Origin of the sequence: Phenylobacterium sp. (assembly GCF_035539035.1) — a bacterium.
GTDB lineage: Bacteria > Pseudomonadota > Alphaproteobacteria > Caulobacterales > Caulobacteraceae > Phenylobacterium.
The window spans coordinates 229034-245151 of record NZ_DATLJI010000014.1; the positions used below are offsets into that span (position 1 = coordinate 229034).

Annotated in this window: 21 protein-coding genes; 10 read left to right on the plus strand and 11 right to left on the minus strand. The window is 69.9% G+C overall.

Translation table 11 applies throughout. From position 1 onward, the window contains the following. Positions 1 to 55: 55 nt before the first annotated feature. The 3 genes from VM685_RS10765 to VM685_RS10775 are packed head-to-tail and all read right to left on the minus strand — an operon-like array spanning position 56 to position 2166. Positions 56 to 502 carry an NUDIX hydrolase gene (locus VM685_RS10765; protein ID WP_325460147.1) on the minus strand — a complete coding sequence of 149 codons (447 nt, stop codon included), beginning with the start codon at positions 500 to 502 and terminating at the stop codon, positions 56 to 58. Beyond that, entirely contained in the window at positions 502 to 1509 is a 1008-nt protein-coding gene (locus VM685_RS10770) for an inorganic phosphate transporter (RefSeq protein WP_325460148.1), read from the minus strand. The genes VM685_RS10765 and VM685_RS10770 overlap by 1 nt, the downstream gene beginning before the upstream one ends. Before the next feature lie 12 nt (positions 1510 to 1521). Then, positions 1522 to 2166 carry a DUF47 domain-containing protein gene (locus tag VM685_RS10775; protein WP_325460149.1) on the minus strand — a complete coding sequence of 215 codons (645 nt, stop codon included), beginning with the start codon at positions 2164 to 2166 and terminating at the stop codon, positions 1522 to 1524. 123 nt (positions 2167 to 2289) lie between these two features. Here VM685_RS10775 and VM685_RS10780 point away from each other — a divergent pair, with 123 nt between their 5' ends. After that, positions 2290 to 3717, plus strand: a complete 1428-nt coding sequence (locus tag VM685_RS10780) for a protein adenylyltransferase SelO (RefSeq protein WP_325460150.1) — start codon at positions 2290 to 2292, stop codon at positions 3715 to 3717. Between the two features lie 106 nt (positions 3718 to 3823). On the opposite strand, the gene VM685_RS10785 is transcribed toward VM685_RS10780, so the two are convergent. Genes VM685_RS10785 through VM685_RS10795 form a run of 3 tightly spaced genes read right to left on the minus strand, consistent with a single transcriptional unit; the run spans position 3824 to position 6226 of the window. Further along, entirely contained in the window at positions 3824 to 4738 is a 915-nt protein-coding gene (locus VM685_RS10785; RefSeq protein WP_325460151.1) for a DMT family transporter, read from the minus strand. Next, positions 4735 to 5586, minus strand: coding sequence for a tRNA glutamyl-Q(34) synthetase GluQRS (gluQRS, locus tag VM685_RS10790; protein WP_325460152.1), 852 nt, complete (start codon positions 5584 to 5586; stop codon positions 4735 to 4737). Before gluQRS ends, VM685_RS10785 begins: the two co-directional genes overlap by 4 nt. 10 nt (positions 5587 to 5596) lie before the next feature. Continuing rightward, positions 5597 to 6226 carry a TetR/AcrR family transcriptional regulator gene (locus VM685_RS10795; RefSeq protein WP_325460153.1) on the minus strand — a complete coding sequence of 210 codons (630 nt, stop codon included), beginning with the start codon at positions 6224 to 6226 and terminating at the stop codon, positions 5597 to 5599. A gap of 777 nt (positions 6227 to 7003) precedes the next feature. Here VM685_RS10795 and VM685_RS10800 point away from each other — a divergent pair. From VM685_RS10800 to VM685_RS10810, 3 genes are all read left to right on the plus strand, one after another. Beyond that, positions 7004 to 7564 (plus strand): HNH endonuclease, encoded by a 561-nt coding sequence (locus tag VM685_RS10800; RefSeq protein ID WP_325460154.1) that lies wholly within the window; start codon positions 7004 to 7006, stop codon positions 7562 to 7564. Between the two features lie 154 nt (positions 7565 to 7718). Beyond that, a complete protein-coding gene (locus VM685_RS10805) occupies positions 7719 to 8339 on the plus strand; it encodes a YceI family protein (protein ID WP_325460155.1) in 621 nt (206 codons plus the stop codon). Positions 8340 to 8397: 58 nt separating this feature from the next. Continuing rightward, entirely contained in the window at positions 8398 to 9183 is a 786-nt protein-coding gene (locus VM685_RS10810) for a TIGR00730 family Rossman fold protein (RefSeq protein ID WP_325460380.1), read from the plus strand. Between the two features lie 18 nt (positions 9184 to 9201). On the opposite strand, the gene VM685_RS10815 is transcribed toward VM685_RS10810, so the two are convergent. Continuing rightward, a complete protein-coding gene (locus VM685_RS10815) occupies positions 9202 to 9486 on the minus strand; it encodes a hypothetical protein (RefSeq protein WP_325460156.1) in 285 nt (94 codons plus the stop codon). A gap of 155 nt (positions 9487 to 9641) precedes the next feature. Between VM685_RS10815 and VM685_RS10820 the strand changes: the two genes are divergently transcribed. Continuing rightward, the gene (locus VM685_RS10820; protein WP_325460157.1) at positions 9642 to 9962 is read left to right on the plus strand and encodes a hypothetical protein; all 321 of its coding nucleotides are present in this window, start codon (positions 9642 to 9644) and stop codon (positions 9960 to 9962) included. Here VM685_RS10820 and VM685_RS10825 read toward each other — a convergent pair. Genes VM685_RS10825 through VM685_RS10840 form a run of 4 tightly spaced genes read right to left on the minus strand, consistent with a single transcriptional unit; the run spans position 9959 to position 12037 of the window. Further along, complete coding sequence (locus VM685_RS10825; RefSeq protein ID WP_325460158.1) at positions 9959 to 10327, minus strand: EthD domain-containing protein; 369 nt, start codon at positions 10325 to 10327, stop codon at positions 9959 to 9961. The genes VM685_RS10820 and VM685_RS10825 overlap by 4 nt on opposite strands. Before the next feature lie 36 nt (positions 10328 to 10363). After that, entirely contained in the window at positions 10364 to 10927 is a 564-nt protein-coding gene (locus VM685_RS10830) for a demethoxyubiquinone hydroxylase family protein (RefSeq protein WP_325460159.1), read from the minus strand. Then, entirely contained in the window at positions 10924 to 11430 is a 507-nt protein-coding gene (locus VM685_RS10835) for a disulfide bond formation protein B (RefSeq protein ID WP_325460160.1), read from the minus strand. The genes VM685_RS10830 and VM685_RS10835 overlap by 4 nt, the downstream gene beginning before the upstream one ends. Before the next feature lie 28 nt (positions 11431 to 11458). Further along, positions 11459 to 12037 carry a YqaA family protein gene (locus VM685_RS10840; protein ID WP_325460161.1) on the minus strand — a complete coding sequence of 193 codons (579 nt, stop codon included), beginning with the start codon at positions 12035 to 12037 and terminating at the stop codon, positions 11459 to 11461. A gap of 114 nt (positions 12038 to 12151) precedes the next feature. Between VM685_RS10840 and hppD the strand changes: the two genes are divergently transcribed. From hppD to VM685_RS10865, 5 genes are read left to right on the plus strand one after another with little or no spacing between them, the layout of a single operon-like run. After that, positions 12152 to 13252, plus strand: coding sequence for a 4-hydroxyphenylpyruvate dioxygenase (gene hppD, locus VM685_RS10845; RefSeq protein WP_325460162.1), 1101 nt, complete (start codon positions 12152 to 12154; stop codon positions 13250 to 13252). A gap of 41 nt (positions 13253 to 13293) precedes the next feature. Further along, positions 13294 to 14331 (plus strand): isoaspartyl peptidase/L-asparaginase, encoded by a 1038-nt coding sequence (locus tag VM685_RS10850; RefSeq protein ID WP_325460163.1) that lies wholly within the window; start codon positions 13294 to 13296, stop codon positions 14329 to 14331. Continuing rightward, on the plus strand, positions 14331 to 15464 hold the full coding sequence (locus VM685_RS10855) for a homogentisate 1,2-dioxygenase (protein ID WP_325460164.1): 1134 nt from the start codon (positions 14331 to 14333) through the stop codon (positions 15462 to 15464). The genes VM685_RS10850 and VM685_RS10855 overlap by 1 nt, the downstream gene beginning before the upstream one ends. Then, entirely contained in the window at positions 15465 to 15836 is a 372-nt protein-coding gene (locus VM685_RS10860; protein WP_325460165.1) for a cupin domain-containing protein, read from the plus strand. Position 15837: 1 nt separating this feature from the next. Beyond that, entirely contained in the window at positions 15838 to 16110 is a 273-nt protein-coding gene (locus tag VM685_RS10865) for a hypothetical protein (protein ID WP_325460166.1), read from the plus strand. Positions 16111 to 16118: the final 8 nt, after the last annotated feature.

Consider the following 16118-nt stretch of genomic DNA (forward strand, 5'->3'; position numbering starts at 1 on the left):
GGCCTATGAGGATGCCTGACGGCGGATTACTGCAATGTTTCCGTGCGGCTCAGGTTCAATCCGGCGCGAAGGCGGCGATCAGGGCCTGCAGCTCGGGCTCGTCCACCAGGGGGGCCGCTTCGGCGGCAGGCGTCCACAGCTTCTCGCGCTGGCCCTGCTCGGGCCAGGTCTCGGCCTCGGCCTCGACCAGCAGGGGATAGACGGTGACCCGGACGTGCTGGGTGCGGCCGCTGGCGAGGCGCTTGTCGTAGTGGTAGGCGCCGAGCTTCTTCTTGCCCACCTCGCCGGTCACCCCGGCCTCCTCGAAGGCCTCGCGGGCGGCGGACTTGGGCGACTTCAGCCCCTTGATCGGCCAGCCCTTGGGGATCACCCAGCGGCGGGTCTCGCGGGAGGTGATCAGCAGCACCTCCACCGCTCCGTCCGGCCGGCGGCGCCAGGGCAGGGCGGCGTACTGGGCCCTCGGCTCCCGGTCCGGCTCGGCGCGGACGGCGCGCTTGGCCATCAGCCGACCAGCCGGTCGCCCAGGCGGGCGAGGAAGTAGAAGCCGGCGCCCATCAGGGCCGCGGCCGGCAGGGTGATGATCCAGGCCCAGACGATCCGCCCGGCGACGTTCCAGCGCACCGCCGAGACCCGCCGCGCGGCGCCGACGCCGACGATGGAGCCGGTGATGGTGTGGGTGGTGGAGACCGGGACGCCCAGGTTGGTGAAGAAGAACAGGGCGATCGCCCCGCCGGTCTCGGCGCAGAAGCCCTGCTGCGGCGACAGTCGTGTGATCCGCGACCCCATGGTGTGCACAATGCGCCAGCCGCCCATCAGGGTGCCCAGGCCCATGGCCGCCTGGCAGCTGATCACCACCCAGAACGGCACGTGGAACTCCCCGCCCAGCTGGCCGTGCGAATAGAGCAGCACGGCGATGATCCCCATGGTCTTCTGGGCGTCGTTGCCGCCGTGGCCAAGCGAGAACAGCGAGGCGGAGACGAACTGCAGCTTGCGGAAGGTGGAATCCGCGAAGGACGGCGTCGAGCGCAGGAACAGCCACGAGACGATCAGGACCAGCGTCAGCGCCAGCATGAAGCCGAGCGTCGGCGAGACGACGATCCCCGCCGCGGTCTTGATCACGCCGGCCCAGACCACCGGATCCAGCCCCGCCTTGGCCATGCCGGCCCCCAGAAGGCCACCGATCAGGGCGTGCGACGAGGAGGACGGGATGCCCAGGAGCCAGGTGAGCACGTTCCAGGTGATCGCCCCGCCGAGCGCCCCGAAGATCACGGCGTCGGAGATGATCCCGGGCTCGATGATCCCCTTGCCGACCGTGTTGGCCACGTGCAGCGGGAAGACCAGGAAGGCGATGAAGTTGAAGAAGGCCGCCCACATCACCGCGTAGTTGGCCGGCAGCACGCGGGTGGAGACGATGGTGGCGATGGAGTTGGCCGCGTCGTGCAGGCCGTTCAGGAAGTCGAACGCCAGCGCGACGATGACGAGGAAGATCAGCAGCAGGGCCGGATCCACGCGCGCCGGCTCCTAGAGGTGCTCGATCAGCACGCCGCTGATCTTGTTCGCCACGTCCTCGAAGCGGTCCACCACCTTCTCCAGGTGGTCGTAGATCTCGGCGCCGACCACGAAGGCCATGGCGTCGGTGCGCGCCGGGCCGCGGTAGAGGGCGGCCATGCCGTGGTCGTAGAGCTGGTCGGAATCCTCCTCCAGCCGGGTGACCTCCTCGGTGATGGCGTGCAGGCGGCTGGCGTTGCCGCGCAGCGAGCGCAGCAGGGGCACGGCCTCGGCGGTGAGGTCGGCGGTCTTCACGATCACGTCGCCCATGGTGACCATGTGCGGGTGGAAGGCGCGTTGCTCGAACAGGGTCACCGCCTTGGCGGTCTTGTGCATCTGGTCGATGGCGTCGTCCATGGAGCTGATCAGCTCGCGGATGTCGCTGCGGTCAAAGGGGGTGATGAAGGTGCGGCCCACGGCCAGCATCACCTGCCGGGTGATGGCGTCGGCGGCCTCCTCGTGGCGGGCCACCTCGGCGCAGAACTCGGGGACCTGGTCGCCGCCGTCGAGCATCTGGCGCAGGGCGCGCGCGCCGGCGCAGAGGGTGCGCGCGTGCTCCTCGAAGAGGTCAAAGAAGCCCTCCTCGCGCGGCAGGAGCGCCTGGAACCATCTCAGCATGCGGAATCCACCTCGGCCCGGTTGGAGATTCAGGGCTCTAGGCTTTTGTGACAGTTCTGTGAAGGCCCGTGCGTGGGCCGCGCACGGGTTGCCGCGGGGCCCGCGAACCGCCATCTGGCTCGGATGCCCGTCGCCCCCGCCTACCGCCCCGATCCGAAGTTCCAGGAGCTGGGGGCGGAGTTCGCCGACCCGGTGCGGGCGGAGGTCTTCCCGAAGACCATCCTGCGCTACCGCAACGACCGGGCGGCGGCGACCGTGGGCCTCGACACCCTGACCGACGACGAGTGGATCGCCCACTTCGGCCGCTTCGAGCCGCTGTCGGACAACCTCGATCCGCCGCTCGCCCAGCGCTACCACGGCCACCAGTTCCGGGTTTACAACCCCGAGCTCGGCGACGGCCGGGGCTTCGTCTTCGCCCAGATGCGGGAGGCCGGGACCGGCCGGCTGCTCGACCTCGGCACCAAGGGCTCGGGCCGCACGCCCTGGTCGCGCTCGGGCGACGGCCGGCTGACCCTGAAGGGCGGCGTGCGCGAGGTGCTGGCCACGGCCATGCTCGAGGCCCTTGGCGTACCGACCTCGCGGTCCTTCTCGCTCGTGGAGACCGGCGAGGAGCTCGTCCGCGGCGACGAGCCCAGCCCGACCCGCTCCTCGGTGCTGGTGCGCCTGTCGCACAGCCACATCCGCTTCGGCACCTTCCAGCGCCACGCCTTCTTCGAGCGCCCCGACCGCGTGGCCGCCCTCGTGGACCATGTGGTCGCCCACTACTATCCGGCGCTGGAGGGCTCCAACGAGAAGCCGGTGGCCCTGCTGCGCGAGGTGACCGCAAGGATGGCCAGGCTCACCGCCCGCTGGATGGCGGCGGGCTTCGTCCACGGGGTGCTCAACACCGACAACATGAGCCTGACGGGCGAGAGCTTCGACTACGGCCCCTACCGCTTCCTGCCGAAGTCGAACCCGGCCTTCACGGCGGCCTATTTCGACCAGCAGGGGCTCTACGCCTTCGGCCGTCAGCCGGAGGCGGTGTTCTGGAACCTGCAGCAGCTCGGCGGCTGCCTGACCTATGTGGCCGGCGACGAGCCGCTGATCGAGGCGCTCAACGCCTTCGGCCCCGCCTACCGGCGCGAGCTGGTGGCCGCCATGCTGGACCGCCTCGGACTCGTCCGGCGCGGCGAGGACGAGGACGCCGCCCTCGTGCAGTCGGCGTTCAAGGCGCTGGCGGAGGGCGGCGACGAACTGCGCTGGGAGCCGTTCTTCTTCGACTGGTTCTGCAACGCCGAACACCGGGCGCTGGCCGGGCCGCGGGCCGAGGTCTACCGCGGCGAGGGCTTCGAGGAGTTCCGGCGGCTGATTGCGCCTTACGCAGCCGACCGGCCCGAGCGGCTGGCGCACCCCTACTTCCAGGGCGCCGCGCCCGAGGAGCTGCTCTACGACGAGATCGAGGCCATCTGGGCCCCGATCGCCGAGGCCGACGACTGGTCGGCGTTCGAGGCCAAGCTCGGGCGGCTGGAGGCGGCGCGCGTGGCCTGGGGGCTGCCGGCCCAGGGAACCTGAGGTCGCGGCGTCCCGTTGGCTTGACGGGGGGCGCATTCGGGAGACCTGCCATGCGCGGCGCTCTCCGCTGGTTCGCCACCGTGCCGCTGCCGATGCTCGTGGTGATCTACGTCTTCGGGCTGCTGGCCAGCTCGTCGTAGGGCGCGGCCGCCGCCCTGGGCCGCGAGGCCCACTGCGCCAGCACGACGCCGGCGAGCGCGATGGCGGCGCCGACGCCCTGCCAGGGTCCCAGCGCCTCGGCGAACAGCACCCAGCCCAGCCAGGCGGCGACCACCGGCTGCATCAGGACGACCACAGAGGCGGTGGAGGCGGGCAGGCGGCCCATGGCCCAGGCGATCGAGCCCTGGCCGACCACGTGCATCAGGCCCAGGCCCAGGCAGGCGGCCCAGCCGCCGAGGGTGGCGGGGAGCAGCCGCTCGCCGAGCACCAGGGCCGCCACGAGCATCAGGGGCGTTCCCACGACGCCGGACCAGAACATCAGCCGCCCGGTGGTCTCGGTCTTCCGGCCCTGGCCGATGGCCAGCATGTAGAGGGCGTACCAGAGGGCGGTGGTGAGCGAGAAGGCGTCGCCGAGCGGCGGGTTCGGGCCCTGGGCGCCGACGCCCCTGGCCGCCGCCATCGTCCAGGCGCCGCCGACGGCGAGCGCCACGGCCACCAGGAAGAGGGCCCGCGGCCGCTCGCGCAGGAAGATCCAGGAGAAGGCGGTCACCACCACCGGCGTGAGGTTGGTGAGCACGGTCGCCTTGGCCACCGAGGTAAGCGTGATGCCGTAGTGCCAGAAGCCCAGATCCAGGCAGAACATCACGCCGGCGATCAGGCCCATGCGCGACGGCCTTCCAGGCCCGCCCGGCGTCCGGTGGACCATCAGCCACAGGAAGGGCAGGGCGAAGGCCAGGCGCCACATGCCGGCCGCCGCGGGACCGGCGTCGGCCAGGCGCACGAAGATCGGCGAGAGCCCGATGACCGTGGCGCCGAAGAACAGCACCGCGAGCGCCCGCCAGCGCTGCCGAGCCTCGGTCAAAGGCCCATCTCCCGGCGCAGCTCGGCCGGCGTCACGCCCCGGGCGCGGAGCTCCCGCAGGGTCTCGGCGCGGTCGCGCTTGGCGAAGCGCCTGCCGTCCGGGCCGGTGAGCAGGCGGTGGTGGCGGTAGACCGGGGTCGGCAGGGCCAGCAGGGCCTGCAGAAGGCGCTGGACGTGGGTGGCCTCGAACAGGTCCTGGCCGCGGATCACGTGGGTGATCTCCTGCAGGGCGTCGTCGACGACCACGGCCAGGTGGTAGGCCACGCCCACGTCCTTGCGGGCCAGCACCACGTCGCCGCCCAGGTCGGGGCGCGCCTGCAGGACGCCGCGCTCGCCGGCCGGGCCTTCGCCCTCCTCCTGGAAGGTGAGGCTTCCGAAGCCGCCCAGGGTCCGCTCGGCGGCCTCGAGCGAGAGCCGCCAGGCGAAGGGCTCGCCGGCTTCCACGCGGCGTTCCTCCTCGTCGGCCGGCAGCGGCTGGCCGCGGAACACCTCCATGGGCCCGTGCGGGGCCCGCTCGATCTCCTCGGCGATCTCCCGGCGGGTGCGGAAGCAGCGGTAGAGCAGGCCGCGCTCGGCGAGCTCGCGCAGCGCCCGGGCGTAGTCCTCCATGTGCTCGGACTGCCGGCGCACGGGCGTTTCCCAGGCAAGCCCGAGCCAGGCCAGGTCCTCGTAGACCGCGGCCTCGTACTCCGGACGGCAGCGGGTGCGGTCGATGTCCTCGATGCGCAGGATGAAGCGGCCGCCGGCCGCACGCGCGGCCTCGTAGGCGGTGAGCGCCGAGAAGGCGTGCCCGCGGTGCAGGTACCCTGTGGGCGAGGGGGCGAAACGGGTGACGAAGGGCCGGCTCACGCGGGCCGGTCTAGTCTTCCAGGTGCTTCGGGAACAGGCCCATGTGATCGAAGACGGCGCGCAGGAAGGGAGCCTCCCCGCCCATGGCCTCCTTCAGGGGCTCGAACTGCTTGAAGCCTCGCATCTCGGCCAGGCCATGGGCGGCGCACCAGGCCGCGACGGTCGCGAGCTCCAGGTCGATCGCCGCGGCGGGATCGGCGCCCGCCTCGATCAGGGTGTCGCGGACCTTGCAGTAGGCGCCGTCGTCCTTCCCCTGGACCGCGTCGGGGAGGGCTTCCTTGTCCCGGGCGGTGTCGTACATGATCCGGTAGAGGGCGGGGTTGTCGCGGGCGAAGCAGACATAGGCCACGCCCAGCTCCGACATCTTCTCCTTCAGCGAGGGGGCCCCGGCCTTGGCGCGGGCGAGCGCCTCGTCCAGCATCTCCCAGCCCTCATGGGCCACGGCGTCTAGGAGCTCGCCCTTGTCCTTGAAGTGGTGATAGGGGGCCGCGGGACTGACCCCCGCCTCGCGCGCCACGGCGCGAAGCGAGAGCGCCGTGGGGCCCTCGGACTCCAGCAGCCGGCGTGCGGCGTCGACCAGCGCACGGCGCAGATCGCCGTGGTGATAAGGGCGGGCTTCGGCGGCCTGAGATTCTCTCATCGGCTCCACTGTAAAACTCAATCTGATCGCCGTAAAGATGATCTTGACGCCGCTCAGATCGGCGTTATCTTAGCGTTGTTCAAATAAGAAACGCCCCCGCTCCCCCGGGGTTCAAACTGAAAGGTGTGTGTCTCCATGTCTCTCGCGATTTCCAAGTTCGAGCGCTTCTTCGACCGGATCGCTCCCGCCCTCCTGCTGTTCCTCGGCCTCACCGCCGCGGGCGCCACGGTGGCCCTCGGGGTCTAGGCCCCGGCCTCACGGTCGAACCGGAGAAGGGCCCCCTCCCCGGGGCCCTTTTTCTTTCGCGCCGCCTCCAGCGTTCCTGCAGCACATTCAAAAATGCATAGCGGTGCGCGATAAATTTGCATCTAGGCAGCGTTTAGATGCGTGCTATCTAAACATCGTCCAGATGGACCCGGCGGACGGATCCCCCGGCCGCCGCAACCGAAGAAAGGAAGAAGGCAATGTCGATCCTGATGAACCGGATCCTCGATGTCGTGGCCTCCTACGCGATCGTGGCGCTTGGCCTCACGCTCGCCGGCGCCACCGCCGTGCTCGGCGCCTGACGCATGTCAGGCCGGTAAGCCTCGCCCGCTCCAGTCCGCGGGCGAGGCGCTCGGCCTCATCCCACGGCCGCCGTCATGGAGATGTCTCCGAATCTCGGGTAACGTCGTCCATGCAGCCGGAATTGGCTGGCGCGTTCGCAAGACAGGGGCTCCGTCTTCAGTCCACAAGCGTACGTCATAGGCGCGGGTCCGCGCCGCGGGAGGTCCGGCGATGCAGGTGCTTAGCCACCCGCCCTCCGGCTGGCCCGCCCTCGTGCTGAACGCGGACTTCCGGCCGCTCAGCTACTACCCGCTGTCCCTCTGGCCGTGGCAGGAGGTGATCAAGGCGGTGTTCCTGGATCGGGTGGACGTTGTTTCCACCTACGACCAGAAGGTCCACTCTCCCTCCTTCGAGATGCGCCTGCCGAGCGTCGTGGCGCTGAAGAGCTACGTGGCCCAGGACCGGCCGCCGGCCTTCACCCGCTTCAACCTGTTCCTGCGCGACGGTTTCAGTTGTCAGTACTGCTCGGTTTCGGAGGACCTCACCTTCGACCATGTGATCCCGCGCTCGCGGGGCGGCCGCACGACGTGGGAGAACATCGTCACCGCCTGCGCCCGCTGTAATCTCGCCAAGGGCGGCCGGACACCGGCGGAGGCCCACATGCATCCGCACATGAAGCCCCGGCGGCCCACAGCCTTCGAACTGCAGGAGCGGGGGCGGAAGTTCCCGCCGCACCACCTGCACGAAAGCTGGCTCGACTACCTCTACTGGGACATCGAGCTGGAGGCCTGAGGAGGTCAACCGGTCGGCGGAGGATTGTTTCCGGGGTGGAAGCAGTGTGCTCCGAACAAAGCGCATTCTCTCGGACGGCGAGAAGCCCCATGTGGGTGGGGACGATGGCGCAGCCTTGCGCCGTCACCTCATTTCCCTGCCCGGAAGGTCTCCCATGTCCCGCAAGCTCACCTTCGCCGCCGCCGGCCTCGCCGCCGTCCTTGCACTCTCCGGCGCCGCGATCGCCCAGGACCCGTTCACCCGCGCCCCGGCCGAGATCCGCGCGGGGGTCTACACCCTCGACCCGGCCCACTCGAAGATCACCTGGTCGGTGAGCCACATGGGCTTCTCCACCTATGTCGGCCAGTTCGCCAAGGTGGACGGCCAGCTCACCCTCGACCCGCGCCGGCCCGAGGCCAGCCGGCTCGACGTGACGGTCGACGCCAATTCGGTGGGCACGCTCAACGACGCCCTCGACAAACACCTGAAGACCGCCGACTTCCTCGACACCGCGAAGTTCCCCACCGCCACGTTCAAGGCGACCCGCATCCGGGTCACGGGCGAGCGCACGGCCGACATCACCGGTGACCTCACCCTGCACGGCGTCACGCGGCCGGTGACGCTGGAGGCCGAGTTCAACCAGGCCGGCGTCAACCCGGTGGACAAGACCTACTCGCTCGGCTTCGACGCCGAGGCGAAGATCAAGCGCAGCGACTTCGGCATCACCGCCTATCTGCCGGGCGTAGGCGACGAGGTGGAGCTGGAGATCGAGGCCGAGCTGAAGCTCGCCAAGTAGCCCAGCGCACATCGCCGGCCGGATCGACCGGCCGGCGAAACGCGCTTAGATGGCGGCCATGTCCGAGCCCCACCCCAACACCCCCCAGATGGCGTCGCCGTCCTATCGGCTGGCCGTCTACGACCAGGACTTCCTGCTCTCCCAGGAGATGCGGGGCGTCCGGTTCATGCTGGAGTTCTCCAAGGCCGATCTGGCGCTCAAGGCCTGGGGCGTGCGTTCCACCATCGTGGTCTTCGGCTCGGCCCGGATCCGCGAGGACGGCGAGGGCGCGCACCGCCGATGGTACGCGGCGGCGCGCGAGTTCGGAGCCATCGCCTCGAAGCGGGGCGGGGCCTTCCTGGAGGGCCAGCCGTTCCGCGACAACGTCATCGCCACCGGCGGCGGGCCAGGGATCATGGAGGCCGCCAACCGGGGCGCCGCCGACGTGGGCGCCCCGTCGGTGGGGTTCAACATCACGCTGCCGCACGAGCAGGAGCCCAACAGCTGGTCGACGCCGGAGCTGACGTTCCGGTTCCACTACTTCGCCATGCGCAAGATGCACCTGGCGATGCGGGCCAACGCGCTGGTGGTCTTCCCCGGCGGGTTCGGCACCCTGGACGAGCTGTTCGAGATCCTGACGCTGCGCCAGACCGACAAGGCGCCGAAGATCCCGGTGGTGCTGTTCGACGAGGCGTACTGGCGCTCGATCATCAACTTCGACGAGCTGCTGCGCCACGGGATGATCGCGGAAACCGACTTCGAGCTCTTCTGCTTCGCCGAGACGGCCGAGGGCGTCTGGGAGGAGTTGCTCAAGCACGGCGTGAAGCCGCACCAGGACATCGAGAGCCTCAGCCCGATGCCCTAGCGGCCGGGCGGCCGCGGCCTAGCGGAAGATGTAGATGCCGCCGGTCACTCCGGCCGGCGCTTCGGCGAGGCCGTGCACCTCCAGCCGGACGCGGCGCGCGCCGCAGACGCAGCGCAGGCGGCCCTCCAAGTGCTCCACCGGCTGCCGGGCCAGACCCTGGCAGATCCACGGCGCGGGATCGACCGCCGCGGTGCGGCCGCAGCGGCAGAGCGCCCATAGGCTGGCGCGGGCCTGGGTCGCCTGGGCGAGCCTCGGCGCCCCGAAGGTCCGCTCGGCGATGTAGTGCGTTGTCCCGTCCGCCATGGCGCGCCTCCGTGAATAGAACAAAAGCAGAACTCCTGCGCCTGCGCGACTCCCTGGAGGCTGTTATTTCCACGGAGTGCAACCTGAGGGGAGGGATCGCCCCGGAACCTGCCCGCCGTCGCCCGGTTGTGGTTGCGACTGATGGGAGATGTCCGATGCAGAACCCCCGAGAGACCCGCACAAATGCGGCCGATTCCGCCCCCGGTGTCGACGACGGGCCGGTGCGCGGAAAGGGCGCGCCTGTGGACAGCAAGCCGAGCGGCCGCAAGACCGTCTGGCTCCTGGTGGCCGCCAGCGTCGTCCTGCTGCTGGTGATCCTGGTGGCCAAGCCGATGCAGACCGGCCGGGGAGCTTCGCCGCCGGTCAACGCCCCTGCCGGCGAGCAGGCGATGGTCGGACCCGCCATGTCCGCCGCCGAGATCGAGGGAAGCACCGTCCCCGGAGCCGCCGACGACGGCCGGCCTGCCCAACCCTAGCCGACGACCACCTTCTCCTGGCCGAACCACAGGGGCGAGCGCGAGAGATCGATGAACTTCCGCTCGTCCTCCAGCAGCATACGGCCCGCCGCCTGGGCCTCAGGGCGCCGGCCTTTCTCGCCCATCGCCTCGAGGCTGTCGAACCACAGCTCGGCGACCCCGTCGTAGGGCTGCGGCGCGCCGCGGCTGGTCCGCAACGCCTCGCTGATCTCGGGCGGCAGGCTGTGGAGCTGGACGTAACGGCGAATCTGCAGGACCTCGGCGACGCTGGCGACCAGCGGCCCGTGCGTGTTGAACCAGTAGTCCTGGAAAGCTTCGCGGCTGAGGTGCGGCAGGCGCACCAGGCAGAAGGTGAGCTTGATCATGGCGGCGCGAGCGTGCGCCCGCGACGCCGCGTCAGCCTAGACCTTCTCGCTGATCTTGATGGCCGCGCGGCAGCCGGTGCGGATGACGGCGGAGAGCAGGGCGTAACCGGGCGCCTCCCGCGCGCCTTCGTCGACGGCCAGGTCGCGGTGGGCGAGCTCCTCCTGGCGGAAGCGCTCGAGTTCATTGGCCAGCTCCGGCTCCAGCTCGGCGAGCTCGGCCACCTGCCCGGCGTAGTGCTGCTCGATGACGCTCTCGACCGCCTCGGTGCAGGCGTGGGCGGCCTTGTCGCCGAGGAGGGCGGTGCCGGCGCCGAGCGCAAAGCCCGCCAGCCGCCACACGGGGGCCAGCGCGGTCGGGCGCACCCGGCGCTCGGTGAGCAGCCGGTCGAAGCGGGCGAGATGCTCGGCCTCATGGCCCTCCATCTCGGCGAGCTGGCCGGCGATGCGCTCGTGCCGCGGGGCCTGGCCCAAGACCGCGCGTTGGCCGCGGTAGATGGAGACGGCGCCCAGCTCGCCCGCATGGTCGACGCGCAGGATCTCGGCGAGGCGGGCGGCGAGCGCCCCCTGGCCCGGACGCGGCGGGATCGGCTTGTCGGTCATCGCTTGGACCTTTCGCGCAGCGCGGCCAACGCGCTCATCACGGCCAACCCCAGCGAGACCAGCACGTTCCAGCCGGCCATGGAGAGGCCGGCGAACACCCAGGGCGCCTCGTCGCAGGCCGGCGGGCGGACGCGTGCGCCGCCGAGGAAGGCCTCCATGTCGCTGAGGCTGACGCCGCCGCCGGCCGAGGCGCAGGCGCTGGGGCCGGGCCACCACTTCCACTCCGCGCCGGCGTGGTAGGCCGCGACGCCCGCGCCGACCAGGAAGACGAGGCCGAGGACCCAGCAGGTGGCCTCGCGCCAGCGCGGTCCGCCCGGCAGGCGCACGATCACCATGAAGGCCGCGCCCAGGCCCAAGGCGGTCCAGTAGACCTCCCGCTGGCGCAGGCAGAGCGTGCACGGCGCGTAGCCGCCGAAGGTCTCGAAGGCGTGGGCGGTGGCCAGCATGGCGGCGGAGGCGAGGAGGGCCGCAAGCCGCCAGCGGTCGAGGATCGGGTTCAGCATGGCGCGCGATAAGACCCCAAGCGGCGGCCTACAGGAAGACCTTCACGGCGACGATGCCCCCCACCAAGATCAGCAGCAGGATCACCGAGTAGAGGTTCAGCCGCCGCTCGAACTCCTTGAGCATGGCCGGGCCGGCGTACTTCAGGATGGCGGCCACGATGAAGAACCGTGCGCCGCGGGTGACGATCGAGGCCCACATGAAGGTGAAGAGGTCGAAGCGGGCGAAGCCGGCGGTGATGGTCACCAGCTTGTAGGGGATCGGGGTCAGGCCCTTGATCAGGATGACGCCCAGGCCCCACTGGTCGAACCAGTGCTGGAACTCCTCGCGGCCCTCCGGGTGTCCGAACAGCTTGAGGATGAACATCCCCACGGGCTCCAGGAACACCCCGATGGCGTAGCCCAGGAGGCCGCCCAGCACCGAGGCGACCGTGCAGATGGTGGCGTAGACGAAGGCCTTGTTGGGCCTGGCCAGCACCATCGGCCCCAGCATCACGTCGGGCGGGATCGGGAAGAAGCTGCTCTCGGCGAAGGAGATGACGGCGAGCGACCGTGGCGCGTGGCGTGAGGCGGCGAGCCGCATCACCCAGTCGTACATCTTTCGAAACATCGTCGATCCGTGCGGGGAGGTCGGGCGTTGTTAGCAGGGGGCGCCGGCGCTGTCTCGCCCGCTGGAACGAACTCGTTTCAAGTGATACGAACTCCGCCGACAGGAGACATGGCCATGAACATCCAGGCGCAGCCGCAGACCCGCGACCTCTTCGAGAACCCGCTCGGCACCGACGGCTTCGAATTCGTGGAGTTCACCTCGCCCGAGCCGGAGCGGCTGAAGGGGCTGTTCGAGCTGATGGGCTTCACCGCGGTCTCGAAGCACCGCTCGAAGAACGTGCTGCGCTTCCGCCAGGGCGACATCAACTTCATCCTGAACATGGAGCCGTCCGGCCAGCCGGCGGAGTTCCGCCAGGCCCACGGCCCCTCGGCCAACGCCATGGCTTTCCGCGTGAAGGACGCCGCCAGGGCCCTGAAGCTCGCCATCGAGCGCGGCGCGAAGCCCGTGCAGGGCCTGGTCGGCCCCATGGAGCTGAACATCCCGGCGATTGAGGGGATCGGCGGCTCGAACCTCTACTTGGTGGACCGCTACGGCGCGCAGGAGATCTACGACGTCGACTTCCTGCCGATCGAGGGCGCGGCGGCGCAGGAGAAGGCCAACGCCAAGGGCCTGACCTACATCGACCACCTCACCCACAACGTATTCCGCGGCAACATGGCCAAGTGGGCGGAGTTCTACGAGCGCATCTTCAACTTCCGCGAAATCCGCTACTTCGACATCGAGGGCAAGGTGACCGGCCTGTTCTCCAAGGCCATGACCAGCCCCTGCGGCAAGATCCGCATCCCGCTCAATGAAAGCCAGGACGAGCACTCGCAGATCGAGGAATTCCTCAAGGACTACAAGGGCGAGGGCATCCAGCACGTGGCGCTGGGGACCGACGACATCTTCCACTCGGTGGAGGCCATGCGCGAGCAGGGCGTTCGCTTCCAGGACACCCCCGACACCTACTATGAGCAGCTCGACGCCCGCGTGCCGGGCCACGGCGAGAACCTCCAGCGGCTCAAGGCCGACAAGATCCTGGTGGACGGCGCGCCGACGGAGGGCCAAGGCCTTCTCCTTCAGATCTTCACGGAGAACATGATCGGTCCGATCTTCTTCGAGCTGATCCAGCGCAAGGGCAACGAGGGGTTCGGGGAGGGCAACTTCAAGGCGCTGTTCGAGTCCATCGAGCTCGACCAGATGCGCCGAGGGGTGCTCCCCGCGACGGAGGGGTGATGCGGGCTTTCGCGGTTCTCTTTTCAGTAGCGGTGATGACGATGAGTACGGTGGCAGAGGCCAAGCCCAAATGGGCCCTCGTGGTGCACGGCGGGGCCGGCGTCATCGAGCGCAAGGACCTGAAACCGGAGCAGGAGAAGGCCTACCGCGAGGCCATGGCCCGGGTCGCCGAGACGGGCGCCGAGGTGCTGCGCAAGGGCGGCTCGGCGCTGGACGCCATCGAGGCCTCGATCCACCTGCTGGAGGACGACCCCCTGTTCAACGCCGGCCGCGGCGCGGTCTTCACGGCGGAGGGAAAGAACGAGCTCGACTCCTCGATCATGGACGGCTCGAACCTGAAGGCCGGCGCGGTGGCGGGCGTGACCACGATCAAGCACCCGATCAGCCTGGCCCGGGCGGTGATGGAGAAGTCGCCGCACGTCTTCCTGATCGGCGAGGGCGCCGAGACCTTCGCCCAGACCCAGGACCTGGAGCGGGTGGACCCGAGCTACTTCTTCACCGAGCGCCGCTGGCAGTCGCTGGAGCGCGAACTGAAGCGCCAGGGCCTGCCGGCGCCCGCGCGACCGGCCGGGGCGCCGCAGGCGTCCGCCGGGACGATCGACCTGGCCCATGACGAGGACGGCGGCCGCAACGCCGACCTGATGGACCTGCACAAGAAGTTCGGCACGGTGGGCGTCGTCGCCCTCGACAGCCGCGGCAACGTGGCGGCCGGCACCTCCACCGGCGGCACCACGGCCAAGCGCTGGGGCCGGGTGGGCGACAGCCCCATCATCGGCGCCGGCACCTACGCCTCGAACACCTCCTGCGCCGTCTCGGCCACGGGGACGGGCGAGTACTTCATCCGCCTGACGGTGGCCCGTGAGGTCTGCGCCCTGGTCGAGCACAAGGGCATGAGCCTGCAGGCCGCCGCCGACCAGGTGATCCAGAAGAACCTCACCGCGCTGAAGGGCGACGGCGGGGTGATCGCGGTGGCCCCGAACGGCGAGATGGCCTGGAGCTACAACACCTCGGGCATGTACCGGGCGAAGATCGCCGACGGCCAGCCGCTGACGGTCGGGATCTACAAGGACGAACCCTGATGGCGAACCGCAACTGGATCCCGGTCCGGGGCGCGCAGGGGACCCACTCCCGCCAGGCGCACGCCGACATGCCGGAGGGGACCTACGAGCGGGAGATATCCAAGGAGGGCTTCTTCGGCCCGGCGGCCTTCATCCACCACCAACGCCCGCCGACCGGCTGGACCAGCTTCGAGGGGCCGCTGCGCCCGCGGGCCTTCGACCTCGCCAGACTGAACGCCGCCGAGCCCAGCCCCTGGGCGGCGGGCAAGGTGCTCCATAACGCCGCCACCGAGGTGCGGTTCTGGAAGCTCGCCGAGCCGATGCCGGCCCTGGCCCGCAACGCCGACGGCGACCAGCTGCTGTTCGTCCACCAGGGCGAGGGCGAGCTGTTCTGCGACTACGGCCGGCTGGCCTACACGGCAGGCGACTACCTCTACCTGCCGCGCGGGACCATGTGGCGGCTGAAGCCCGCCGCCCCCACCGCCATCCTGATGATCCAGGCGACCAACACCCACTTCGGCCTGCCGGACAAGGGGCTGCTCGGCGGCCACGCCCTGTTCGACCCGGCCATGCTGGAGACGCCCGTGCTGGACGAGGGCTTCCGGGCCCACCAGGCCGAGGCGGGCGAGTTCCGCGTGGAGATCAAGAAGCGCGGCGAGGTCTCGGTGGTGACCTATCCGTACAATCCGCTGGATGCGGTGGGCTGGCACGGCGAACTCGCCCCGGTGCGGCTGAACGTGAAGGACATCCGCCCCATCGTCAGCCACCGCTACCACCTGCCGCCCAGCGTCCACACGACGTTCCTGTCCGACAGGTTCGTGGTCTGCACCTTCACGCCCCGGCCCTTCGAGACCGATCCGGGCGCGCTGAAGGTGCCGTTCTTCCACAACAACGACGACTTCGACGAGGTGCTGTTCTACCACGCGGGCGACTTCTTCAGCCGCGACCACATCGAGGCCGGGATGATGACCTTTCATCCCTCAGGCTTCACCCACGGGCCGCATCCCAAGGCCCTGAAGAACATGCTGAGCCAGCCGAAGCCCGCCACCGACGAATATGCGGTGATGATCGACACGCGGGACCCATTGGAGGTTGGCGAGGCCGCCGCTTCGGTGGAAAATCCCGCCTATGTGGACAGCTGGAAGACCGCCTAGGTGACCGCGCCCCAGGCCATCGACCTGGCGGAGAAGTTTGCCGGCTTCTCCGAGTACTGGCGCCCGAAGATCGCCGCGCAGCTCAACGGCCAGGACGTGCGCCTGGTGAAGACGCAAGGGGTGTTCCCCTGGCATAGCCACGCCGACGCCGAGGAGATGTTCCTCTGCTTCCACGGGCGCTTTCGGGTGGAGTTCCGCGACCGCGTCGTGGAGCTGGAGCCCGGCCAGATGGTGGTGGTGCCGCGCGGCGTCGAGCACCGGACGGCGTCGGACGCCGAAGCCCATGTGCTGATCTTCGAGCCGTCGGAGGTGGTGAACACCGGCGACGCCGAGGTCTCGGAGTTCACCGCGCCGGCCGGCGTGCGCGTGTGACATGGATCCCTTCGAGGAGGACCTGCAGGCCGCCGCCCAGGAGGAGATCGAGCGCGCCTGCACGCTGGGCTGGCGCCAGCTCTCCGGCCACACGCCCTGGGGCGACACCTTCGAGGGCTTCACGCCTGCCGGCCGCGCCGTCTGCTTCGAGCGCAGCTACCTCTGGGACGGCGAGCCCGGCTCGGACATCCGCGTCGAGGTCACCGTCTACGAGCCGCACGCCTACGAGGCAGGCGTGAGCCTCGTGCGCACCATCCATCGCGAAACGGCCTGAGAAAGAGA